General features: G+C 74.7%; 23 protein-coding genes and 1 pseudogene. 19 read left to right on the top strand and 5 right to left on the bottom strand.

Annotation, left to right across the window (positions count from 1 at the left end; all coding sequences use genetic code 11):
• Nucleotides 1-170: 170 nt before the first annotated feature.
• The 7 genes from QQK22_RS04350 (at nucleotide 171) to QQK22_RS04380 (ending at nucleotide 5,765) form a co-directional block, all read left to right on the top strand.
• Nucleotides 171-1,514 (top strand): ABC transporter substrate-binding protein, encoded by a 1,344-nt coding sequence (locus QQK22_RS04350; protein WP_284249663.1) that lies wholly within the window; start codon nucleotides 171-173, stop codon nucleotides 1,512-1,514.
• An 87-nt stretch (nucleotides 1,515-1,601) separates the two neighbouring features.
• The gene (locus QQK22_RS04355) at nucleotides 1,602-2,465 is read left to right on the top strand and encodes a carbohydrate ABC transporter permease (RefSeq protein WP_284249665.1); all 864 of its coding nucleotides are present in this window, start codon (nucleotides 1,602-1,604) and stop codon (nucleotides 2,463-2,465) included.
• Nucleotides 2,466-2,654: 189 nt separating this feature from the next.
• A complete protein-coding gene (locus tag QQK22_RS04360; RefSeq protein ID WP_284249667.1) occupies nucleotides 2,655-3,344 on the top strand; it encodes a carbohydrate ABC transporter permease in 690 nt (229 codons plus the stop codon).
• Nucleotides 3,341-3,901: a LacI family DNA-binding transcriptional regulator gene (locus tag QQK22_RS04365; RefSeq protein ID WP_284249669.1), complete on the top strand. Its 561-nt coding sequence runs from the start codon at nucleotides 3,341-3,343 to the stop codon at nucleotides 3,899-3,901. The genes QQK22_RS04360 and QQK22_RS04365 overlap by 4 nt, the downstream gene beginning before the upstream one ends.
• Nucleotides 3,877-4,338, top strand: coding sequence for a LacI family DNA-binding transcriptional regulator (locus tag QQK22_RS04370; protein ID WP_284249671.1), 462 nt, complete (start codon nucleotides 3,877-3,879; stop codon nucleotides 4,336-4,338). Before QQK22_RS04365 ends, QQK22_RS04370 begins: the two co-directional genes overlap by 25 nt.
• Nucleotides 4,325-5,209 carry an MFS transporter gene (locus QQK22_RS04375; RefSeq protein ID WP_284249674.1) on the top strand — a complete coding sequence of 295 codons (885 nt, stop codon included), beginning with the start codon at nucleotides 4,325-4,327 and terminating at the stop codon, nucleotides 5,207-5,209. The genes QQK22_RS04370 and QQK22_RS04375 overlap by 14 nt, the downstream gene beginning before the upstream one ends.
• A gap of 85 nt (nucleotides 5,210-5,294) precedes the next feature.
• On the top strand, nucleotides 5,295-5,765 hold the full coding sequence (locus QQK22_RS04380; RefSeq protein WP_284249676.1) for an MFS transporter: 471 nt from the start codon (nucleotides 5,295-5,297) through the stop codon (nucleotides 5,763-5,765).
• On the opposite strand, the gene QQK22_RS04385 is transcribed toward QQK22_RS04380, so the two are convergent.
• A complete protein-coding gene (locus tag QQK22_RS04385) occupies nucleotides 5,728-7,692 on the bottom strand; it encodes a penicillin-binding transpeptidase domain-containing protein (protein WP_284249678.1) in 1,965 nt (654 codons plus the stop codon). The two genes, QQK22_RS04380 and QQK22_RS04385, sit on opposite strands and share 38 nt — an antisense overlap.
• A 137-nt stretch (nucleotides 7,693-7,829) precedes the next feature.
• Between QQK22_RS04385 and QQK22_RS04390 the strand changes: the two genes are divergently transcribed.
• Both QQK22_RS04390 and QQK22_RS04395 read left to right on the top strand, forming a co-directional pair.
• A complete protein-coding gene (locus QQK22_RS04390) occupies nucleotides 7,830-8,894 on the top strand; it encodes a zinc-dependent alcohol dehydrogenase family protein (protein ID WP_284249680.1) in 1,065 nt (354 codons plus the stop codon).
• A gap of 51 nt (nucleotides 8,895-8,945) precedes the next feature.
• The gene (locus QQK22_RS04395; RefSeq protein ID WP_284249683.1) at nucleotides 8,946-9,569 is read left to right on the top strand and encodes a GOLPH3/VPS74 family protein; all 624 of its coding nucleotides are present in this window, start codon (nucleotides 8,946-8,948) and stop codon (nucleotides 9,567-9,569) included.
• A gap of 59 nt (nucleotides 9,570-9,628) precedes the next feature.
• Here the strand turns inward: QQK22_RS04395 and QQK22_RS04400 are convergent, their stop codons facing one another.
• The 3 genes from QQK22_RS04400 to QQK22_RS04410 are packed head-to-tail and all read right to left on the bottom strand — an operon-like array spanning nucleotide 9,629 to nucleotide 11,608.
• Nucleotides 9,629-10,801: an alpha/beta fold hydrolase gene (locus QQK22_RS04400; RefSeq protein WP_348525628.1), complete on the bottom strand. Its 1,173-nt coding sequence runs from the start codon at nucleotides 10,799-10,801 to the stop codon at nucleotides 9,629-9,631.
• A complete protein-coding gene (locus QQK22_RS04405; RefSeq protein ID WP_284249684.1) occupies nucleotides 10,699-10,944 on the bottom strand; it encodes a hypothetical protein in 246 nt (81 codons plus the stop codon). Before QQK22_RS04405 ends, QQK22_RS04400 begins: the two co-directional genes overlap by 103 nt.
• 52 nt (nucleotides 10,945-10,996) lie before the next feature.
• A complete protein-coding gene (locus QQK22_RS04410; protein WP_284249686.1) occupies nucleotides 10,997-11,608 on the bottom strand; it encodes a hypothetical protein in 612 nt (203 codons plus the stop codon).
• A gap of 185 nt (nucleotides 11,609-11,793) precedes the next feature.
• Between QQK22_RS04410 and QQK22_RS04415 the strand changes: the two genes are divergently transcribed.
• A complete protein-coding gene (locus QQK22_RS04415) occupies nucleotides 11,794-12,777 on the top strand; it encodes a DMT family transporter (RefSeq protein ID WP_284249688.1) in 984 nt (327 codons plus the stop codon).
• Here the strand turns inward: QQK22_RS04415 and QQK22_RS04420 are convergent.
• Entirely contained in the window at nucleotides 12,725-13,963 is a 1,239-nt protein-coding gene (locus QQK22_RS04420) for a benzoate/H(+) symporter BenE family transporter (protein ID WP_284249690.1), read from the bottom strand. The genes QQK22_RS04415 and QQK22_RS04420 overlap by 53 nt on opposite strands.
• A gap of 100 nt (nucleotides 13,964-14,063) precedes the next feature.
• Here QQK22_RS04420 and QQK22_RS04425 point away from each other — a divergent pair, with 100 nt between their 5' ends.
• The 9 genes and pseudogenes from QQK22_RS04425 (at nucleotide 14,064) to QQK22_RS04460 (ending at nucleotide 21,443) form a co-directional block, all read left to right on the top strand.
• The gene (locus QQK22_RS04425) at nucleotides 14,064-14,663 is read left to right on the top strand and encodes a DUF4282 domain-containing protein (protein WP_284249692.1); all 600 of its coding nucleotides are present in this window, start codon (nucleotides 14,064-14,066) and stop codon (nucleotides 14,661-14,663) included.
• A 29-nt stretch (nucleotides 14,664-14,692) separates the two neighbouring features.
• Nucleotides 14,693-15,505, top strand: coding sequence for an HAD-IIB family hydrolase (locus tag QQK22_RS04430; RefSeq protein WP_284252535.1), 813 nt, complete (start codon nucleotides 14,693-14,695; stop codon nucleotides 15,503-15,505).
• Nucleotides 15,506-15,509: 4 nt separating this feature from the next.
• On the top strand, nucleotides 15,510-16,712 hold the full coding sequence (locus QQK22_RS04435) for a hypothetical protein (protein ID WP_284249694.1): 1,203 nt from the start codon (nucleotides 15,510-15,512) through the stop codon (nucleotides 16,710-16,712).
• A complete protein-coding gene (locus QQK22_RS04440) occupies nucleotides 16,709-17,245 on the top strand; it encodes a hypothetical protein (protein ID WP_284249696.1) in 537 nt (178 codons plus the stop codon). The genes QQK22_RS04435 and QQK22_RS04440 overlap by 4 nt, the downstream gene beginning before the upstream one ends.
• Nucleotides 17,246-17,427: 182 nt before the next feature.
• Nucleotides 17,428-18,006: a hypothetical protein gene (locus tag QQK22_RS18570; protein WP_348525500.1), complete on the top strand. Its 579-nt coding sequence runs from the start codon at nucleotides 17,428-17,430 to the stop codon at nucleotides 18,004-18,006.
• The gene (locus QQK22_RS04445; protein WP_348525629.1) at nucleotides 17,988-19,154 is read left to right on the top strand and encodes a metallophosphoesterase family protein; all 1,167 of its coding nucleotides are present in this window, start codon (nucleotides 17,988-17,990) and stop codon (nucleotides 19,152-19,154) included. The genes QQK22_RS18570 and QQK22_RS04445 overlap by 19 nt, the downstream gene beginning before the upstream one ends.
• Nucleotides 19,155-19,247: 93 nt before the next feature.
• A pseudogene (locus tag QQK22_RS19500) lies at nucleotides 19,248-20,407 on the top strand (CE1758 family FMN-dependent luciferase-like monooxygenase).
• A complete protein-coding gene (locus QQK22_RS04455; RefSeq protein ID WP_284249700.1) occupies nucleotides 20,404-20,895 on the top strand; it encodes a MarR family winged helix-turn-helix transcriptional regulator in 492 nt (163 codons plus the stop codon). Before QQK22_RS19500 ends, QQK22_RS04455 begins: the two are co-directional and overlap by 4 nt.
• Nucleotides 20,892-21,443 carry an NAD(P)H-dependent oxidoreductase gene (locus QQK22_RS04460; RefSeq protein ID WP_284249702.1) on the top strand — a complete coding sequence of 184 codons (552 nt, stop codon included), beginning with the start codon at nucleotides 20,892-20,894 and terminating at the stop codon, nucleotides 21,441-21,443. Before QQK22_RS04455 ends, QQK22_RS04460 begins: the two co-directional genes overlap by 4 nt.
• Nucleotides 21,444-21,461 lie beyond the last annotated feature (18 nt).

Consider the following 21,461-nt stretch of genomic DNA (forward strand, 5'->3'; position numbering starts at 1 on the left):
TCCTCGGTAGGCGTCCAGCCAATGTATACGGATACCCGAGATGCCCACTGAGGTAGCAGCGGGGTTTTACACGAGCGCAACACAACAGCCCTCGGCGGTAGCACTACAGCGTGTATACGTATAACCAGCCGTGATAGCCACGGCGTCCCGTCGACCACGAGGAGCCCTCGATGTCACGCCCCGCACGCATCGCCCGTCAGTCCCGCAGGAGGGTGTCGGCGACCGCCGTCCTCGCCCTCGCCGGCACCCTCGGCCTGGCCGCGTGCGGTGCCGGCGCCGACGTGGCCGGCGCCGGCGTCGAGTGCGACGTCGACCTGCCGCAGGAGACGACCGTCGTGAACCTGCTGTCCTACACCAGCCCCGCGACCGACCCGTTCGCCGACGCGATCGTCAACGGCTGCACCACGGGCACGCTGCGCGTGGACGCCCCCGAGACCGACTTCGCCGGGCAGAACCAGCGCGCCGTGCAGTCCATGTCGAGCGCGAACCCGAGCTACGACCTCATCGAGGTCTACGGCACCGTCTACCCGCTCTACGCGGAGCGCGGCTGGATCGCGCCGCTCGACGACCTCATCGCGGACCGCGGCGACGACCTCGGCCTCGACGACATCGACCCCGCGCTGCTCGAGTCGCTCTCCTACAACGGTCAGCAGGTCGGGATCCCCACGTTCTGGGGGCCGATCATCCTCGTCTACCGCGAGGACGTCTTCACCGATCTCGGCCTCGAGGTGCCGACGACCTTCGAGGAGATGTTCGCCGCCGCCGAGACGATCCGCGCCGAGACCGACATGGCGAACCCGCTCGCGCTGCCCATGGCCACGGCCGGTGGCGTCGCGACCGTCTACAACCAGCTCCTCGGATCGCTCGGCGGTCACTGGTTCGAGGACGGTGCCGCCGTCCCGACGCTGGACTCGCCCGAGTCGGTCGCGGCGCTCGAGGCGCTGCGCGACACCTACGGCAACATGAGCTCCGAGTCGATCTCCTGGGCCTCGCCCGAGGTCGTCACCCAGCTGCAGACCGGGCAGGCAGCGATGTCGATGCTCTTCGCCGGCCGGGTCTCCGCACTCCTGGAGGAGCGTCAGACCGAGCACTTCGACGACTTCGCCTTCGCCGTCCCGCCGGCCGTGGTCGAGGGTGGCACCCCCGCCACCAGCCTGTCGGTCGACGGCCTGGCGATCGCGTCGAACTCGGCCGTGGACGAGGACCTGCTGTTCGACCTGATCGCCGTGGCCACGGGCCCCGAGGCCGCCGAGGCGGCCTCGGCGGTGACGATCCCCGCGCGGACCGCGCAGGCCCAGGCCGCCGAGCTGCCCTTCGAGCCCGCCGCGCGCGAGGTGCTCGAGAGCGAGCGGCCCAACGGCCTGCCGCTGGTGCCGTGGATGTCGGACGTCTTCGCCGTCGCCGCCCCGATCCTCAACGAGGTGCTGTCGGGCACCGTCGAGCCCGCCGACGCCGCCGTGCAGCTGCAGGCGGCCGCCGAGCAGGCGATCGCCCAGGCCGGCTTCGCCCCCTGACGGCGAGCTCCCGTCCCGGCGGCGTGCCGTCGGGACGGGAGCGGATTCCGCCGCCCCACCCGCACCACCGACAGAACGGAGCGCGACGTGCGCCGTCGGCAGTTCCTGCTCTTCTCCGCACCCGCCGTCCTGCTGATGGCCGGGCTGCTCATCGTCCCCCTCGTCATGACGCTCGTCTGGAGCTTCCAGAACGTGCCGCTCGGATCGGCCGGCACCTTCAACGGCGGGGCCAACTTCGCCGAGGTGCTGGGCAACCCGCGCTTCCGCAGCGCGGCCACCTTCACCGTCGTGTTCACCGTGATCCTCACCAGCGTCAAGATCGTGGTCGGGTACGGGATCGCGCTGATGCTGAACCGGCTGCGCCGCGGTCGGATGGTGGTGCTCGCGCTCCTGATGGCCTCCTACGTGGTGCCCACCGTCGTCGGGGCCCTGAACTTCTCCTGGCTGTTCAACGACATCTTCGGCGGCGTGGTCAACCAGATCCTCGCCGTCGTCGGCATCGAGGTCGGATGGCTGTCGGAGACCGGCCCCGCGCGCGTCCTGCTCGGGCTGCACGCGCTGTGGCACGAGGTCCCGTTCGTCATCCTCGTGCTGCTGGCCGGCCTGCAGACCCTGCCGGAGGAGCCGCTCGAGGCCGCGCAGCTCGACGGCGCGAACTGGTGGCAGCGCCAGCGCTACGTCGTGATGCCGCTTCTCGGCCGCCTGTTCTCGTTCGTCGTGCTCATCACGATCATGGACAGCCTCAAGATCTTCGACTCGATCCAGATCATCACGCCCGCCGCGAGCACGCTGGGCACCGAGTCGCTCATGACGTTCGTCTACCAGACTGCGCTCTCGGAGTCCTACCGCCTCGGCCTCGCCAGCGCCGTCAACGTCCTGTTCATCGTGCTGACGATCGCGCTGCTCGTGCCGTTCCTGCGCCACACCTGGAAGGAGTCGCGAGGACTGTGACCAGCCCCGCCACCACCCCGTCCGACGCCCGCCGTCTCGCCCGACGCCGCCGCGACCGCCGCGAGCGAGCCATCACCGGTTCGGCCGCCCTCACGCTGGGCGCCATCGTCGTGCTCGCGCTGAGTCCCTTCGTCTGGGCGCTCCTGACGGCGATCAAGCCGTTCCGGGACGCGTTCCGCAACCCCCGGTGTGGGCCTTCACCCCCAGCTCGACGCCGTCTCCGACCTCTGGCGCGGCACGCTGTTCGCCTCCGTGCTCGGCAACACCCTGGTCATCGCGGTCGTGACGGTCGTGGTGGCGCTCGCCGTCGGGGCCCCGGCCGCCTACGCCTTCTCGCGCTACGCCGGGCTGATCGGGCCGATCATCCTCATCATCGCCGTCGTGATGCGGACCATCCCGCGCTTCGCCGTCGTGCTGCCGTTCTACGAGATCTCCCAGGCGCTCGGCATCTTCGACACGCGGATCGCCCTCATCGCGGCGCTCGTCGCGCTCAACATGCCGTTCACCCTGCTCCTGCTCATCGGGTTCTTCCGAGACATCCCGGTGGAGCTCGACGAGGCGGCGATGATCGACGGCTGCAGTCGCCTGGGGGCCTTCACCCGTGTCATCCTTCCGATCATGGGCCCGGGCCTCGTGACCGCCGGCGTCTTCACCTTCCTCATCGCGTTCCAGGAGTACCTCGTGGCGCTGACGCTCACCCGCACGCAGGCGCTGACGATCCCCGTCTTCCTCGCTGCGCAGCGCGGGGCCGACGACGTCTCGACGTACCAGACGCTCGCTGCGGCCAGCGTGCTGCTGGTGATCCCGGTCATCCTCATCGCCGTGTTCGCCCGCAAGTACCTGGTCGCCGGCCTCGGGGGCGGTGCGGTCAAGGGATGAGCCCGCGGATCACGAGCCACGACGTCGCGCGCGAGATCGGCGTCTCGCAGGCGACCGTCTCGCGCGCGCTGCGCGGCGACCCGAAGATCACCCCGGCGACGGTGCGGCGCGTGCGCGAGGCCGCCGAGCGCCTCGGGTACGTCCCGAGCCACCTGGGGCGGAGCCTGAGCAGCCGCTCGACCGGCAACGTCGCGGTGGTCGCCGAGCTCGGCAACCTGACCTATCCGGACACGCTGCCGGTCATGCACGACGAGCTCGAGCAGCACGGCTACCGCACCCTGCTCGTGGCGGCCCAGGAGGGCCGCGAGCTCGACCACGCGCTGCTGTTCGACGGGTCGGTCGACGGCGTCGTGCTCACCACGTCCCGGCTCACCTCGGAGTTGCCCGCGCGGCTGCAGGAGCGCGGGGTGCCGTTCGTCTTCCTCAACCGGGTCGCGCGCGGCGTGCAGGCCGACACCGTGGTGGCCGACAACGCCGGCGGGGGCGGGCCGCAGCCCGGCTGCTCCTGGGGGAGGGGCACCGCCGCGTCGCGATGCTCGCCGGGCCCACCGACATGAGCAGCGCTGCGGCACGCGAGCGTGCCTTCACCGCCGAGCTGCGGGAGGCCGGTCTCGACGCCGTCGACCGGCCGGTCGTGCGTCACGGCCTCACGCACGCCGACGGCGGTCGCGGCTGGGCCCAGCTGATGGCGCTGCGGGAGCGGCCGACCGCGGTCTTCTGCACGAGCGACGCCGTCGCCGTCGGTCTGCTGAACGCGTGCCACGAACAGGGCGTCGCGCCACCCGCGGTGGTCGGGTTCGACAACTCGCCCGTCTCGAGCTGGTCGACGTTCGCCCTGACGACCGTGGACACCCACCTGTCGACGATGGCCCGCACCGCCTCGGCGATGCTCGTGCGCCGCCTGGCCGAGCTCGCCGACGGGCACGACGCCCCGGCACGCCGCACCGTGGTGCCCACCGAGCTCGTCGTGCGCCGATCGCATGTCGTCGCATGAGACCGGCCACCTGCACGAGCACGGGCCGGGGGTGCGCCGGCGCGACCTGATCCTGCTCGGGACGGTGGTCGTGCTCATCATGGCGACCGTCTCCGTCGCGAACCTCGCCGTCCCCGACCTGGCGAACAGCGACCTCGCGCCCCGCGCGGTGGAGCTGACCTGGTTCGTCAACGCCTACGTGATCGCCTTCGCGTGCCTCCTGCTGCCCGGCGAGATGCTCGGGCACCGATTCGGGGAGGAACGGGTGCTGCTGGCCGGGCTCGGCCTGGTCGCGGTGGGCGGTCTGCTCGCCCTCGTCGCGGACGCGATGCCGCTCCTGGTGGCCTCGCGCGCCGTGGCCGGGGTCGGGGCCGGGCTCGCGCTCCCGCAGACACTGTCGATCTTGCTGATCCGCGCGCGGCCGGCGCAGCACGCCGGTGTCGTCGCGACCTGGACGGCCGCCACGAGCGTGGCCGGCGTCGTCGGCAACGGCCTGGGCGGCGCCGCCATCTCGCTGCTGGGGTGGCGCGCCGCCGTCGTCGCCACCCTGCCGCTCGCGCTGGTCTGCCTGCTCGGCGTGGTCCTCGTGACCGGGGTGCGTCGCCCGCCCGACCCCGCGGTGCGGTTCGACGCCCGGGGGCCGGCCTCGTCGTCGTCGTCGCGGTGGGTCTGCTCGTGGCGGTGGTGCAGGGGCCGCACCTGCTGGACCGCGCGTGGCTGCTCGCGGTCCCGCTCCTGGCGGCGCTCGGCGCGGCGCGCACCCTGTCGCTGCGCTCGCGGCGGGTCGAGCAGCCGCTGCTCGAGGAGTCGGTGCTGGCCTCGCCGGCCGTCCGTGGGAGCGCCGGGGGGATCGTGGCGACGTTCGTCGCGCTGTTCACCGTGTTCTCGCTGAACGCCCACCTGGTGCAGACCGTGCGGGGGAGAGCGCCGCCGTCGCGGGACTCGCGCTCGTACCGGTGTCGGTGACGATGCTCGCCGTGACGTGGCTCAGCCTGCCGCTGCTGCGACGGTTCGGCACCGGGCGGGTGGTGACGGGTGGTCTGCTCGTCACCGCGCTCGGGCTCGGCGCGCTCGCCGCGGCCGTGTCCGGGCCGGCGTGGGCCTACGTGCTCGCGCTCGTCGTCGTCGGTGCCGGTGCAGGTCTGTGCTCCTCGCCGCTGTCGACGCTGCTCACGCGCGTGCACCGCGAGCGGACCGGGCGATCGGGGGCGGGCGTCAACAGCACGCTGCGCGAGCTGGCCTCGGCGGGCGGCGTGGGGCTCGCGGGTCTCGCCCTCGCGGTGGCCGCGCACGGCGACGGCGCGCCCCGGCCCGAGGAGATCGTCGCGGCCGCACGCGGGGTCTTCGCCTCGGTCGGGGCGGTGCTGCTGGTGGCCGCGGGCGTGGTGGCGGTGCCCCGGCGGCGCGGGCTCAGCCCGCGTTCCACCCGCTCGTCGCGGCGAAGGTGAGGACGTCGGCGATGATCGGGCCCGCCGTCGCGGTGCCGTAGTCGCCGACCTCCACCAGGACTGCGACGGCGAGGTCACCCTGGTAGGCGATCATCCACGCGTGGGTCTGCGGCGGGTCGTCCGTGCCGAACTGCGCGGTGCCGGACTTCGCGCCCACGCCGCCGCCCGGGACGGACTGCAGGAACGTGGAGGAGCCTGACGCGACGACGGCGCCCATGAGGTCCTGGAGCATCGCGGCCTCCTGCTCGCCCAGCGGCGTCGCGGGCGCGTCCGGCGTCGCGGCGCCCTCGATCTGCACCAGCGTCGGCGTGACGGTCCGCCCGGCGGCGACCGAGGCGGCGACCCCGGCCATCGCGAGCGGCGAGGCGAGCACGTCGCCCTGCCCGATGAGGTCGGCGGCGTGGGTCGTTCCCGTCGCCTCCGTAGGGACCGAGCCGGAGAAGTAGCCGAACGGCCACGCCTGCCCCTCGGGCATCGCCGCCGTGACGCCGAGGCTCGCCGCGGCGTCCGCGACGTCGGCCGCGCTCACCGTCTGCGCCTGCGAGATGAGGGCCGTGTTGCACGACTGGCCGATCGCCTCGCGCAGCGTGATCGTGCCGAGCGAGGACTCCGGATAGCCCGGGAAGTTGCGGAACTCGCGGCCGTCGACCGTCGTGGTGGGCGTGCACTCCACGGGGGAGTCGGGGGTGAGGCCCGCACGCAGCAGCGCGAGCGCGGTCACCACCTTGAACGTGGAGCCGGGCGCGTACTGCCCGACCGTCGCGGTGCTGAGGCCGGCGCTCCCGGGCCCGCTCGCCGCCACGAGCACGGACCCGGTCGAGGCCTCGAGCGCGACGACGGCGCTCGCGGACTCCACGCCCGCCAGCCGCTCCTCGGCGAAGGTCTGCAGGGCCGGATCGAGGGTGGTGACGAGGTCGACGCCCTCGACGGCGTCCCTCCCGCCGAGCAGGAAGTTCCCTGCCGCCCCGTTGGTCAGCACGACCTGCGTGGCGGGCGTGCCGCGCAGCTGCGCGTCGTAGGTGCGCTGGAGGCCGGAGGTGCCGACGACGTCGCCCGGCTCGACCTGCCCCTGCGACTCCTCGACGATCTCCGCGGTGGCCTCACCCACGCCGCCGAGGATGGCGCGCGCGAAACCCGCGGTGGGGGCGAGCGGCATCGTGTCCTCCTGGAGCAGCACGCCCTCCATGCCGCGCAGCCCCTGCGTGTTGTAGCGCTCCTCGTCGGCCTGCCGGATGGTGAGGGCGATCGGGAAGGCGGCGGCTCCGGCGTCGAGCACGCGCTGCACGTAGCCGGCCTGGTCGTCGAGCTCGAGGGCGGCGGCAAGCGCCTCCGCGGCCGGCTGCCAGCGGTCCTCGGTGAGGTTGGCCTTGTCGATGCCCACGCGGTAGACGGTCCGCTCGATGACGAGCGGCTGACCGCCTCGGCCGTCGACGTCGCCGCGGGCGGCCTGCGTGCGCTCGACCGTGACGACCGAGTCCGCCGTCGCCTCGGGGTGCAGGAGCGCGGGGCTCCAGGTCGCGCGCCAGGCGGGCTGCGCGTCGTCGTCGCCCTCGGCGGGGTCGGTCAGGGTGAGGGTCGTCGTGGTCGCGAGCTCGAGCGGGTCCACGCCCTCGCCGAGATCGAAGGACCAGGCGAGCTCGACGTCGCGCGTGGCGGGGCCGTCGCCGCTCTCCTCGCCGTCGGCGGGCTCGACGACGGTGGCCGCGACCTCGCGCGGGAACGCGGCGAGGTCGCCCAGGAGTGTGGTGAGCTGCTCGGTGGCGACGTCGGGGTCGTCGACCGGGGCGCCGTCGAACACGCCGTCCGTGAGATCGGCCGCGAGCGCCGTCGCCGCGGGCCCGGGCTCCGGATCGGGCTCGGGGGTGCACGCCGCCAGCGGCACGATCAGCGCGAGGACGACGGCGGGCGCGAGGCGGCGGTGCGGCATGCCGCCAGCCTAGGGAGCGCCACCGACACCGCCGTGCCGAGCGGGCGCCGCTGCGCGGATCTTCACCCGATCGATACGTTCAGGTGTTACCCGACCCACCCACGCATCCCCGGCTCGGCCGGTCGTAGGCTCGAACCATGCGAGCCACCCTCATCCACGCCGCCGGCGACATCCGTCTCGAGACCGTGCCCGACCCGGTCCTGTCCACCGGGGGCGACGCCGTCGTCCGCGTGACCGCGAGCTGCGTGTGCGGCTCGGACCTGTGGCCCTTCCGGGGCGTGACGGAGACCAAGAAGGCCCACCGCATCGGGCACGAGTTCATCGGCGTCGTCGAGGCGGTCGGAGACGACGTCACCACCCTGAAGGCGGGCGACTTCGTGATCGCCCCGTTCTACGTGTGCTGCGGCGAGTGCGCGAACTGCCGCAACGGCGTCAGCACCTCCTGCCTCACCGGCGGCTGGTGGGGTTCGGACGTGCGCGACCTCGGGTTCGCCGACGGCGCGCAGGGCGAGCTCGTGCGCGTCCCGCTCGCGGACGGCACGCTCGTCAACGTCTCGGCGTCCCTGGACGGCGGCCAGCCCGACGACGCGCTGATCCCCAGCCTCCTCACGCTCGCCGACGTCATGGGCACGGGCCACCACGCCGCGGTCTCGGCCGGTGTGCGCGAGGGATCCACGGTCGCCGTCGTCGGCGACGGAGCGGTCGGCCTCTGCGGCGTGCTCGCCGCGAAGCGCCTCGGTGCCGGTCGCATCATCGCGATGTCGCGGCACGAGGCGCGCCAGGCGATCGCGCGCGAGTTCGGCGCGACCGACGTGGTCCAGGAGCGGGGCGACGACGGCGTCGAGGCCGTCCGGGCCCTGACCGGCGGCATCGGCGCCGACGCCGTTCTCGAGTGCGTCGGCACGAAGGAGTCGATGGACCAGGCGCTGCGCTCGGCCCGCCCCGGCGGGCGCGTCGGGTTCGTCGGGGTGCCGAACGGCGGCCCCGAGCTGCCGATCCGCACGATGTTCGGCACCAACGTCGGCGTCGTCGGTGGAGTGGCGCCCGTGCGCGGCTACATCCCCGAGCTGCTGGCCGACGTGCTCAGCGGCGCCATCGACCCCGGCCGCGTCTTCGACCTCGAGCTGCCGCTGGCGGAGGTCGCCGACGCCTACGTCGCGATGGACGAGCGCCGCGCCACCAAGGTGCTGCTGCGGCCCTGAGCAACCGTTCCGAGACCCCGCCGGCTGGGGCGGCGTGGCTAGTCTGAAGCGATGAACATGCTCATCGTCGAGGACGTCATGCTGCTCCTGCTGGACGACGGCACCGGTCAGATCGCGGGGTCCAGCAGCCTCACGCCGGTGCTCGGCGGCGGCGTGCTGCTCGAGCTCGCGCTCGCCGAGCACGTCTGGGTCGAGGAGAAGCAGGGCTTCTGGCACGCGGCCAAGGTCCATCCCGTCCCCGGCACGCCCGCGCCGGCCGACCCGCTGCTGCAGGGCGCGCTCGGCGTCGTGGCCGAGAAGCCCCGCACCGCGCAGGACCTCGTCGGCCGGCTCGGGCGCAACCTGCGCGACCACGTGACCGAGCGGCTCGCGCAGCGCGGCATCGTGCGGCGCGAGGACACCACCGTGATGGGCATCTTCCCGTCCACCCGCTGGCCCGCGCAGGACGTGCGCCACGAGCAGGAGCTGCGCGGCGCCGTCGAGCTCGTGCTCGGCCACGGCGCGGCCCCGGACGCGCGGGTCGGCGCGGTCATCTCGCTGCTCTCGGCGGCCGACCAGGCCCACAAGGTGCTGACGGTGCCGGGCGTCCCCCGCGCGAGGTCAAGGCCCGGGCGAAGGTGGTCGCCGAGGGGGCCTGGGCCGCCAAGGCCGTGCGCGACTCGATCGCCGCGATGAATGCGGCCGTGGTGGCCGGCATCACGGTCGCCATCACCGCCGGCGGGGCGAGCTGAGCCTCAGCGCGCGGTGACGCGCACCCTGCCGGCGGCGATGTCCATCAGTCGCGGCAGGATCGTCGCGCCGCTCGTGCGCAGCCCGTCGTGCAGGAACTCGTTCGTCACCCACACGTGCGCGTTCCCGACGGCGCGAGCCGTCTCGAGCGCGAGGTCCAGGTCCACGTAGGGGTCGTCCACGTACTGCGCGGCGGCGAGCGGCACCTCGTTGCGGGCCAGCGCCTCGGCGTCGTACAGCGCCGGCCAGTGCTCGCGCTGGGCCAGGGCGTGCGCCACCGCCTCGTAGGGCCGCAGGCCGGGGATCTCGGTGTACATCCACGGGAAGATCGCCTCACCCGTGAGCTGGAGCGGGCGGGCGCCCGCGGCGAACGCCGGCCGCCGGTCCAGCTCGGCCTGGGCCGCCCAGCCCGGCTCGCGCTCGCCGGAGTGGTAGATGACCTCCTGCAGGACGGCGTAGAGCGGGTTGGTCAGGAACGACGTCTCCTGCGCCAGGTGGGTCAGGAGCGCCGGCGTGGGCGTGACGAGGTGGTCGCCGTCGCCGTCAGCGCCGTCGTTCGAGCCCTCCAGCGCCCAGTGCACCTGCTCCACGCCAGTGCTCATCCCCAGCCCCATCCCGAGCAGCTGCAGCCGGCGCGTGCTCAGGCGCTCACCGGTCGGGAGGGTCACGGGTGCGGCCTCCACGCGGTCGGCGAGCGCGCCGAGTGTCGCGACGTCATCGGGGTAGCGCGCGGCGAGCTCGCGGTTGCGGGCCGCCTGCAGGTCGAACGTGCGGCGGTAGACCTCGCGCGCGTCGGCGTGGATACCCGGGAGGCCGCCCGTGACGTAGGCGGTCGTGATCGCCTCGGGATGGCGCGAGAGGTAGGTGAGCGTGACGAAACCGCCGTAGGACTGCCCGAGCGTCGCCCAGCGACGACCGCCGTACACGCGAGCGCGGACCGCCTCGGCGTCGGCGACGATCGCGTCGGCGCGGAAGCACGCGAGGTAGTCGGCCGCGGTGGCGGCGTCGGGGAAGCGGTCCAACGTGGCCGGCGTCACCGCGCCCGACCGGCCGGTGCCCCGCTGGTCGAGGAGGATCACGCGGTGGGTGCGCGTCGCCGTCGGGAGCCACGCGCCCCCGCCCGCGCCGGAGGGCCGCGGGGCGCGCCCGCCCGGCCCGCCCTGCAGGAACAGCAGCAGGGGAGGTCCTCGCCGTCGCGCTCGGGATCGACGACCTCGCGCGCGTGCAGCGGGATCGTGCCGAAGCGCGCGTGGTCCTCGCGGTCGACGGGGACGGTCAGGAGGTGGTCGCGGTACAGCAGTCCGCCGGCGCTCAGGGGCATGGCTCCATCATCGCCGCACGCGCGGGCCGCTCCTCCGACGTCGTCAGGGGGCTCAGGCGTGGCGCGCCCGCGCCGCGACCGTGGTGGTGACGCGGGTGAGGCCGCTCGCGCGCGGCGTCGAGCTGAAACCGAAGCGCACGGGCGGGTCGACGTCGGCCAGGTCGCCCAGGTCCTCGCCGTGCCACGACGCCGCGAGCGCCAGCACGCGGCGCCGGTCGGTCGCGCCGTAGGCCTCGGTGCGGCCGCGGCCCGCCGTGCCGTACGTGCGCACGCCCGCGACCGCGCGGGCGGCGGGGGAGACGGCGCGCGAGAAGCCGGGGTGGGTCGCGAGGCCGCGGGGCAGGAGCGTCAGCGCCCGTCCGAGGGCGTCGCGGGAGCCGAGGCGGGCGCGCAGGTGGAGGCCGCCGCCGTCGAACGCGACCTCGTGGGCGTCCCTGTGGGCGCGCAGGCGGGCGATGACGACGTCGTCGAAGGAGTAGGTCTCGGCGATGAAGGTGGCGACGCGCTCGCTCGGGGCGACGAGGGTGCGCCGGCCCGCGGCGTCGGACACCATCGCGTCGGCGAACGGGCCGAACGGGGTCGTGCTCCACATCCCGACGACCGCGCGGACGCCCGAGGTGCTCCCGACGCCCAGGATCGCGCCGTCGAATCTCCAGGTGCTCATGACCCCAGTCTGCGGTCGGCGATCCTCTCGGGGTACGTCGGGAATCCTCTCGGGGTACGTCAGCAAAGCTCTCGCGAAGGGGGCTTCCGTCCAGGGTCTGCTGCCAGGGGCTGCGCCCAGAGGGCGTCGCGTCCAGGGGGCGGGCGGGGCGGGAGGTGCCGGGCGGTGCGGGTGAGGATGGCGGCATGGTCGCGCCGTCCCCCACCGCCGTCGGCACCTCCAGCTCCGCCGGCACGCGCGCGGCCGGGCTCGTGCTGGCCGCGGCGGTCTGCTTCGGGACCACCGGCACCGCGCAGACGTTCGCGCCCGACGGCGCCGGCCCCGTCTCGGTCGGGGCCGCCCGCCTCGTGCTCGGCGGGCTGCTGTTGGCGCTCGTCGGCGGCGTCGTCGCCCTGCGGGCGCGGGCCGAGCCGCGCCCGGTCGCACCGCACCCGGGCCGCCCGGGCCGTCCGGCGGCGACGCGGAGGACGGCGGCGCTCGTGGCGCTCGCGGCCCTCGCAATGGTCGCCTACCAGCCCGCCTTCTTCGTCGGGACGCGCGCCAACGGTGTCGCCGTCGGCACCCTCGTCGCGCTCGGCAGCGGCCCGCTCGTGGCCGGCGCGCTCGAGTGGGCGGTGCTGCGCCGTCGCCCCTCGCGGCGGTGGGCGGTGGCGACGGCGGTGGCCGTGCTCGGCGTCGCCCTCCTCGCGCTGGCACCCGGGGCGGGCGCCGGGCCGCTCGGGCTGCTGGCCTCGCTCGGGGCCGGGGTGAGCTACGCCGTCTACGCCGTCGCGACCAAGGTGCTGCTCGAAGCGGGGTGGCCGGTCCTGCGGGTGGTGCCGCTCGTCTTCGGCGCGGGTGCCCTCCTGGCGCTCCCGATCCTCCTCGCGGGCGACGTCGCGTGGCTCGCGACCGGCGCGGGCGCCGGGGTCGCGCTCTGGCTCGGCGTCGTGACGCTCGCGTGCGGCTACCTCCTGTTCGCCGCGGGCCTGCGGCACCTCCCGGCCGCGACGGCGGCGACGCTCACCCTCGCCGAACCCGTGACCGCCGGCCTGCTCGGCGTGCTCGTGCTGCACGAGGTGCTCCCACCCCAGGCGTGGCTCGGCGTCGGTGCGGTGGTGCTCGCCGTCGTCCTCCTCAGCGCGCCGGCGCGGCGCCGTCCCGCGGTGACGACGACCCCCGTCGGGTGAGCGCCAGCGCGCCGTGCACCGCGAGCCCGGCGAGCAGGGCCCACAGCGCGGCGCCGACGCCGGCGATCGTGACCCCGGAGACCGCGACCACGAACGTCACGACGGCGGCCTCACGACCGCGCTCGGCACGGACCGCGGCGCCGAGGCTGGACCCGAGCGTCCCCACCAGCGCCAGCCCCGCGGCCGCGAGCAGCACCTCGCCGGGTGCCGCCAGCACGAGCGCGGTCAGCGCCGCGGACGCGAGCGCGAGCACGAGGTAGGTCAGCCCCGCGGTGCGGGCGGCCAGCCAGCGGCGCGCGGGATCCGGGCCGCCGTCGGGACCCGCCGCCAGCGCCGCCGAGATCGCGGCGAGGTTGAGGGCGTGCCCGCAGAACGGAGCCGCCAGCACCGTGGTCGCACCCGTGACCGCGAGGCTGCTGCGCCACGGCACGGGATACCCGAACGAGCTCAGCACGGCCGCACCCGGGACGTTCTGCGCCGCCATCGTCACGACGTACAGGGGCAGCGCGACGCCGACGACGGCGGCCCACGTCAGCGTCGGCGTGGTCCACGCCAGGTGCGGCAGCAGCGGACCGTCCACGCCGTCGCCCGGCAGCACGACGGCGAGCGTCACCGCGAGCGCGACGAGGATCGACGCCGGCGGGGCCAGGCGCGGTCGCAGCGCCAGTACCACGAGCCACGCCAGGACGACGGGCGTCAGGAGCAGTGGTTCGGCCACGAGGGCGCGCACGGGCGCGAGGCAGAGCGGCACGAGCACGCCGGCGAGCATCGCCTGGGCGAGCGGTGCGGGGATGCGGGCGACGGCGTCGCCCAGGGCGGGGACCGCCGCCGTCACCGCGAGCAGCACACCGGTCAGCGCGAACGCGCCGACGGCCGCCGGCCAGCCGCCCGCCGGCACGGTGCCGGCCGCCAGCAGCGCGGCCCCGGGCGTCGACCACGCCAGCACGACCGGGAGCCGGTGGCGCTGCGCGAGCAGGATCGTCCCGAGACCCTGCATCACGAACAGGACGGTCAGTCCGGAGGCGGCCTGCGCGGGTGAGGCCCCGGCGGCGGTCAGCCCGGCGAGCACGACGGCGAAGGACGAGGTGCTGCCGACGACCCCCGTGACGACCCCCGCGACGTGCACGCGCCAGGACGGCTCGGGGCTGATGAGCGCGGGATCGGCGGGCGGCGGGGCGGTCGGCACGGCGTCGATGGTAGTGAGCGCCAGGAACACCGCCCGCATGGGTCCGCGCAGTAGTCTCGTGCCCGGCGCTGACCGCGCCGACCACGTCGTGAGGAGCACCATGTCGCAGCCGTTCGAGCCCTCGGGTCAGCAGCCGAACCCGTGGGGGGCCACGCCGGCTCCCCAGCAGGGCTCCGCCCCGCAGCCCCCGCAGCAGGGGGCGCCCGCCGGGTACGGCCAGCAGCCCGGGTTCCCCCAGGGCCAGGGCGATGCGCAGCAGGGCCAGCAGGGCCACCAGGGCTACCAGGGAGCGCCCGCCCACCAGGGCTACGGCGCCCCGTCCCAGATCCCCGGCTACGGCGCTCCCGGCGGCGGTCAGCCGCAGCAGCAGTGGTCCGCCCCGGGCCAGACCGCCGAGCCGGGTGTGCTCGCGCGTCTGTTCGACGTCTCGGTCACCAAGCTGGTCGCCCCGACTCACCTGCGGGGCGCGATGGTCCTCGTCCTGATCGTCGCCGGCGGCGTCACGCTGCAGCGGGCGGTCAGCGCCCTGTTCTACTTCGACTACCCGGACGCCGGCCGTATCCTCATCGGCGTCCTGAGCCTGCTCCTGTCGGTGGTCTACGGCCTCGCGGTCCTGCTGATCGGCCGCGCCGTCATCGAGCTGCTCGTGCACGTCGCCGCGATCCGCGAGCGCGCGGGGAAGAGCGGCTCGGGCGAGTGAGCACGAGCGCCGGGACCACCGCCGCCGGGCTGCCCGACCTCGCCGCCGCGGCCCTCGCCGCGGCGCCGGTCGCCCTCGTCGCGTTCGACCTGGACGACACGCTGGCGCCCTCGAAGTCGCCCCTGCCCGACGCCGTCGCGCAGGTGCTCGGAGATCTCCTGCAGCGCGTCCCGGTCTGCGTCATCTCGGGCGGTCAGTACGGGCAGTTCACGCAGCAGCTCCTCGCGCGCCTGGACCTCACGCCCGAGCTCGCCGCGCGCCTGCACCTCATGCCCACGTGCGGGACGCAGTACTACCGGTGGGACGGCGAGGGTTTCGGTCAGGTCTACGCCCACACGCTGACGCAGGACGAGCGGGACCGCGCCCTGACCGCGCTGCGCACGCGCGCCGTCGAGCTGGGGCTGTGGGAGAGCGAGACCTGGGGTGAGGTCCTGGAGGACCGCGGCTCGCAGGTGACGTTCTCCGCCCTCGGCCAGCAGGCGCCGGTGGACGCCAAGGCCGCGTGGGACCCCACGGGGGAGCGCAAGGGTGCCCTGCGCGACGCCGTCGCGGCCGACCTGCCCGACCTCGAGGTCCGCTCCGGCGGTTCGACGTCGGTGGACATCACGCGTCGCGGTGTCGACAAGGCCACGGGGATGCGCGCACTGGTGGACCTCGTCGGCGTGCCGCTGACCGACATGGTGTTCGTGGGTGACCGGCTCGACGAGGGCGGGAACGACCGCCCCGTCCTCGACCTCGGGGTGCGCTGCCACGCCGTGCACGGCTGGGAGGACACGGTCGCGTTCCTGCGCGGGCGGCTCCTGCCGCACCTCGACGCCCGCCACGGCGACGCGGGGTCCTGAGCCGGTGACACCGGTGCGGGTACGACGCCGCGGCGGGGCGGGCGCGCGCGTCGCGGCCCGCGCCGCGGCCGTGCTCGCGTCGCTGGCGCTCCTGGGCGCCTGCACCGGTGAGGTGGTGCTCGAGGCGGATCCCGCGACGGAGGTGAGCGCGGGCGCGAGCACGACCGGCGACGGTGACGGCGTGACCATCCTCGAGGGCGGGTCCGCGGGGCAGCTGGCGATCGCGGCCAGCCAGGCGTACTTCGCCTCGGCCGGGATCGTGGTGCTGACGCCCGCCGACGCCGGGCAGCAGCTGCGGGGCGCCTCGATCGCCGCGATCCTCGGTCTGCCCGTGCTGGTGGCCGACGAGGACGGGGTCGCCGCCGAGCTGGAACGTCTCGAGACCCACACCGTCCTCGTCCTGGGTGGCGTGGAGGTCCCGGAGCTGTCCGAGGACCGCCCCTTCCTGCGCGCGGTGCCGGCGCCCGACCGGCTCGACGCCCTCCAGGTGGTCATCGGGCGCGACCTCTCCGGTGAGACGGCCGTGGCGCCCGGGGGCGAGGTCGCCGCGCTCGCGGAGCTGGCCACGCCGTCGGACCGTCTGCTCGTCCTCGAGGGCGAGCAGGCGTCGCAGGACGTCGAACCCACCGACGGCGAGAGCGAGAACCTGGCCGACGTCCCCGGGCTGCCGCCGTTCCTGCCCGCGGCACCGCTGACGACCGACGCGCTGGTCACCGACGGCGGGCCGGGTCAGATCGCAGCGGTCGGAACGGCTCGCGCCGCCGGTGCCGGCGTCGTCGTGACCGACGACGGGCTCACGGACCCCGCGGCCGTGGAGGCGCTCGGCGCGCTCGAACCGCGCCGCGTCGTCGGGATCGGCGACGTCGGACCGCCGGAGGACTTCTCCTACCGTGCGCGCGTCGCCGCCTCCGGCGTCGAGCTCCCGGGCGGTGGGCAGGAGCTGGTGGGCGACAAGATCTACGTCGGGCTGCGCGGAGCTCCGGGTGCACCCGAGCTCGGGTCGCTCGGTGCCCAGGACGTCCCCGCCACGATCGCTCGGCTCGACGAGCTCGCCGCGACCTCCGGGGCCTCCGGGACCGCCGTCCCGACCGCGGTGCTGCTGACGACGGTCGCCTCCGCGACGCCGGGCTCGGACGGCTCCTACTCCGGCAAGCGCTCGCTCGAGGACGTCATCTCGTTCGTCGACGCCGCGGAGGAGGGGGTGTGAGCGTCCTGCTGACGTTCCAGCCGGGGCGCCAGAGCATGGTCGAGCAGGTCGCGCTCTACGACGAGGTGCTGCGCCGCCCGGGGGTGGGGGTCGCGCTCGAACCCGCGTGGCGGCTGCAGCCGGGTGAGGTCCCCGGTTCCGGCTCCGGGGTCGTGGCCGCGGACGAGGTGAACGCCGTCGTGGACCACCTCGCCGCCCTGACGGACGAGGCGGCGCTCCCGCCCAAGATGCTGCTGGTGCGCATGGCGAACCCGGGCAGCGTGACCGATGTCGGCGGTATCGAGGCCGACCGGGTCCAGGTCGGCGTGGTGCTCGAGGTCAACGGCGCCGGGGTCACGGCGCCCGCCGACCCGGCCGACCCGGCGGCACCGGCCGCCGTCACCCCGGCTGACGTGTGGGGTGCCGGCACCGCGCTGCCGTGGGGTCCGTCGCAGGGCCGCGGCTGGTGGGGCTGGGGGCAGGGGCGCAACGCGGTCGGGATCACCGAGCTGCAGGCGCTCGTGCCCGCACCCGTGGTGGTCACCTCACCCTGAGGGACGAGCCCCTGAGGGATGATGGGGGCGATGCCCGACACTCCCGCCACGCCCACCGACCCCGCCGCCGGCAGCGCCTCGACGCCCACACGCGCTCCGGCCCGCCGGGGTCCTCACCCCTCGGCCGCTGGTGGCACGCGCGTCGACCGTGGCAGCGCCGCACGATCCGCCAGGTCGTCGTCGTGCTCCTCACGGGTGTCGCGGCCGCGGTGGTCGGCGTGTTCACGGCGACGGCGCAGGGGTCGGTCGGCCCGCACGAGGCCGAGCTGGCGATCACCGGCACGCACGAGGTCACCCTCGACCTCGGACCCCTCGGCTCGGTCATCCTGGACTCACCGGCACCCTGGCCGATCGGCGTGCAGGTGGACGTCGGGGAGATCCCCGCGAGCCTGACCGAGGTCGACAACCCGCTCGACGCCCTGGGTGGCGACGTCACGGCCTACGCGGCGTTCTTCGGGCAGCCCGGGAGCGCGATCACGGCCGCCGTCTGGGCCCTGGTGACCGACGCCGTCGCGCGCACGGTGCTGTGGTGGTCGATCGCGCTCGTGGCGATCGCCGCCGGTCAGCTCGGCGCGGGCGGACTGCTCCGTGCCGAGCTGCGCGCGAAGCTGCACCGGCGGGGGTGGCGCCGCTCGCCGCGGCGGTGGCGCTCGCCGTCGTCGCCGTGCCCGTGGTCGGCGTGCTGGCGACGCCGACCGAGCGCGGCCGACCCTCGCAGGTGCTCGCCGAGATCGGCGGCCCGATGGCGGGAGCCCGCGTGACGGGCCGGCTCGGAGCCCTCGTCGACACCTACGGCGAGCGGGCGATCGCGACGCTGCGCAGCAACGACGCGTACTACGACGAGGTCCGGGAGAACGTCGTGCAGGCCTACGCGGACGACCCCGCACCGCTCGCACCGCGGGTCCCGCTGCGGCCGTTCGCGGTCGCGGGGGCCGACGAGCCCGACACCGACGAGGAGGCGGCCGACGCGGACGCGACCGACGAGACGACCGACGGCGAGCAGCCGACCGGTGGCGACGCGTCCGGCGACGCGTCCGGCGAGGACGCCGACGGGCGCGCGGCCGGTGCCTCGCCGTCGTCGACGCCCTCACCCTCCCCACGGGAGGAGGAGCCCGACGAGGTGACGCTCGTGCTGATCTCGGACAACCACTGCAACACCGGGATGGGGCGCGTGATGGGCGAGGTCGCGCGGCAGGCGGAGGCCGACGTCGTGCTGAACATCGGCGACACCACCATGGGCGGTTCGGGACCGGAGGCGCTGTGCGTGGACGCGCTCGCGAGCGAGTTGCGCGATTTCCCGGTGGTGGTGGCCGACGGCAACCACGACTCGCTCCTGACCGGCGACCAGGAGCGCGCGCAGGGCTGGACCGTGCTCGACGGCGGCGTGGTCGAGGTCGAGGGCCTGCGGATCGTGGGCGACCGCGACCCGCGCCTGACCTCCGTGACGCTGGGGGACCGCGAGTTCGCCACGAAGCCCGAGGCGGCCCAGGTGCTCGTCGACGCCGCGTGCGCCGGCCACGACCCCGACGACCCGAGCACGCGCGTCGACATCCTCGCCATCCACGACCCCTACGTCGGCAACCGCGTGATGCCGTCCGGGTGCGTGGTGCTGGAGCTGTCGGGCCACCTGCACCGGCGCGTGGGCCCGTTCCAGGAGGGTCTCGGCGTCATGTTCGGCATGTCCTCCAGCGGTGGTGCGACCGCCGGTCAGCTCACGCTCGGCGAGCTGCCCGCGACCGCGACGATCGGTGTGCTGCGCTACGACCGCGCGAACAAGCGTCCGACGGCGCTGCGCGAGGTGCTGATCGACCCGGACCGCAGCGTCCGGCTCACGCCCTGGGAGGCGTTCCCGGAGCCGCCGACCACCCCGGTGCTGGCCGACCTCTCGCCGGCGGCCTCGCAGCGCTGACCGCGGGGACCTCGACGTGGGGAATACCTCCCGCCGGGCGACGGTTGACCCCGACAGTCCATGCAGATGCATGGACGAGGTGAGGAGGACGGCATGAGCGGCATCCAGTTCGGGATCTTCAGCGTCGGGGACGTCACGACCGACCCGACGACCGGGCGCACCCCGACCGAGGCGGAGCGCATCAGGGCGATGACGACGATCGCGAAGCACGCCGAGGACGTCGGCCTCGACGTCTTCGCGACGGGCGAGCACCACAACGAGCCGTTCGTGCCGAGCTCGCCGACTACGCTGCTCGGCTACGTCGCGGCACAGACCTCGCGCCTCATCCTGTCGACCTCGACGACGCTCATCACCACGAACGACCCGGTGAAGATCGCCGAGGACTACGCGATGCTGCAGCACCTGTCCGACGGCCGCACCGACCTCATGCTCGGCCGCGGCAACACCGCCCCGGTCTACCCGTGGTTCGGGCAGGACGGTCGCAACGCGGTCCCGCTCACGATCGAGAACTACCAGCTGCTGCGGCAGCTGTGGGACAACCACACGGTCGACTGGGAGGGCCGCTTCCGCACCCCGCTGCACGGCTTCACCTCCACGCCACGCCCGCTCGACGGCGTCGCCCCTTCGTGTGGCACGGCTCGATCCGCACGCCGCAGGTCGCGGAGCTGGCCGCCTACTTCGGCGACGGCTTCTTCGCCAACCACATCTTCTGGCCCAAGGAGCACTTCGCGCGACTGATCGGCCTGTACCGCGAGCGCTACGAGCACTACGGCCACGGCCGCGCCGACCAGGCGATCGTCGGGCTCGGCGGGCAGGTCTTCCTGCGGAAGAACTCGCAGGACGCGGTGCGCGAGTTCCGCCCGTACTTCGACAACGCACCGGTCTACGGCCACGGACCGAGCCTCGAGGAGGTCTCGGACGCGACCCCGCTGACCGTCGGGTCCCCGCAGGAGGTCATCGACAAGACGCTGACCTTCCGCGAGACGTTCGGTGACTACCAGCGCCAGATGTTCCTGATCGACCACGCGGGCCTCCCGCTGGCGACCGTGCTCGAGCAGCTCGACCTGCTGGGGGAGCACGTGATCCCGGTCCTGCGCCGCGAGCTGGACGCGCTGCGCCCCGCCGACGTCCCCGGCGGTCCGACCCACGCCGAGCGCGTGGCGGCGAGGAGGGCGGCCGAGGCAGCGGACGCGGACGGCGAGGGAGGCAGCGACCGGACGACCGCTGACGACCTCGTCGCGGTCGCCCCGTGACCAGCCGCGCCGGCGCCACCCGTGCCTGGAGCGAGATCCTGCGCACCTCGACGCTGCTCATGCGCCGGTTCGAGCAGGCGGGGGACTTCGGCGAGCTCGCGCCCCGCGAGTACGACGTCCTGCTCTCGCTGGCGGAGTCGGACCGCGAGGAGGCACGCGTCGGGTTCCTGGCGAGCTCGTCGTCGCTCCCGCAGCCCAGCATGAGCCGCATCGTCGACCGGCTCGAGCGCCGGGGGCTGCTGTCGCGGTGCCCGACGCCGGACGACGGCCGCGGCGTCGTCGTCCGACTGACCGACGCCGGGCGCGCGATCCAGCGCGACGCCGCCCGCCGCCACGTCCGCAGCATCACGACGGCGATGGCGGCCGGCCTCGACGACGACGAGATCGCCACGCTGGCGCGCCTGCTGCGCAAGGTCCGCTCCGCCAACGGCACGAGCACCGCGGGCACCACGGGCAGCACGAGCACCACGGAAGGCAGGACGCGATGAGGCTGGTCGGACTCTCCGGCGGTGTCGGCATCCCCTCGAGCACGACGACGGTGGTGCGACTCGTCCTCGACGCGGCGGCCGCGCTGCTGCGTGACCGCGGCGTCGCCGACGTCGAGGTGACGGTCCTCGAGGTGCGCGACCTCGCCGTCGCCGCGGCGAGCGAGACCGTCGGCGGTCTGCGCGAGCCCCACCTGGACGCGGCGCTGCGCACGCTCGAGGGTGCCGACGCGCTCGTCGTGGCCTCGCCGGTGTTCCGCGGGTCGTACGCCGGGGTGTTCAAGGCGGTGCTCGACCTCCTCGAACCCGGGTCGCTGCGCGGCACGCCGACGGCGCTCGCGGCCACGTCCGGCACGGTGCGCCACACGCTCGTGACGGAGCACGCGATGCGCCCGCTGCTGTCCTACCTCGGCGCCCTCACCCTGCCCACCACGATCGTCGCGACGCCGGAGGACCTCGTCCTCGGTTCGCGACCGGTGCCGGAGCTCGCCGCCCGCGTCACGCGCAGCGCGCGCGAGCTCGCCGACGCCGTCGCTAGGATGGGGGCATGACTCGTCGGGCGCTCCTCC

The sequence above is a fragment of the Litorihabitans aurantiacus genome, assembly GCF_030161595.1.
In the GTDB taxonomy this organism is placed as follows: domain Bacteria; phylum Actinomycetota; class Actinomycetes; order Actinomycetales; family Beutenbergiaceae; genus Litorihabitans; species Litorihabitans aurantiacus.

Bases quoted from the DNA above. Each gene is read 5' to 3' on its own strand.
- QQK22_RS04385 (WP_284249678.1), bottom strand. From the start codon at position 7,692: ATGCCGCACCGCCGCCTCGCGCCCGCCGTCGTCCTCGCGCTGATCGTG.
- QQK22_RS04425 (WP_284249692.1), top strand. From the start codon at position 14,064: ATGTCGCAGCCGTTCGAGCCCTCGGGTCAGCAGCCGAACCCGTGGGGG.
- QQK22_RS04410 (WP_284249686.1), bottom strand. From the start codon at position 11,608: ATGAGCACCTGGAGATTCGACGGCGCGATCCTGGGCGTCGGGAGCACC.
- QQK22_RS04365 (WP_284249669.1), top strand. From the start codon at position 3,341: ATGAGCCCGCGGATCACGAGCCACGACGTCGCGCGCGAGATCGGCGTC.
- QQK22_RS04350 (WP_284249663.1), top strand. From the start codon at position 171: ATGTCACGCCCCGCACGCATCGCCCGTCAGTCCCGCAGGAGGGTGTCG.
- QQK22_RS04415 (WP_284249688.1), top strand. From the start codon at position 11,794: ATGGTCGCGCCGTCCCCCACCGCCGTCGGCACCTCCAGCTCCGCCGGC.
- QQK22_RS04405 (WP_284249684.1), bottom strand. From the start codon at position 10,944: ATGCCCCTGAGCGCCGGCGGACTGCTGTACCGCGACCACCTCCTGACC.
- QQK22_RS04370 (WP_284249671.1), top strand. From the start codon at position 3,877: ATGCTCGCCGGGCCCACCGACATGAGCAGCGCTGCGGCACGCGAGCGT.
- QQK22_RS04375 (WP_284249674.1), top strand. From the start codon at position 4,325: ATGTCGTCGCATGAGACCGGCCACCTGCACGAGCACGGGCCGGGGGTG.
- QQK22_RS04445 (WP_348525629.1), top strand. From the start codon at position 17,988: ATGGCGGGAGCCCGCGTGACGGGCCGGCTCGGAGCCCTCGTCGACACC.
- QQK22_RS04390 (WP_284249680.1), top strand. From the start codon at position 7,830: ATGCGAGCCACCCTCATCCACGCCGCCGGCGACATCCGTCTCGAGACC.
- QQK22_RS04395 (WP_284249683.1), top strand. From the start codon at position 8,946: ATGAACATGCTCATCGTCGAGGACGTCATGCTGCTCCTGCTGGACGAC.
- QQK22_RS04460 (WP_284249702.1), top strand. From the start codon at position 20,892: ATGAGGCTGGTCGGACTCTCCGGCGGTGTCGGCATCCCCTCGAGCACG.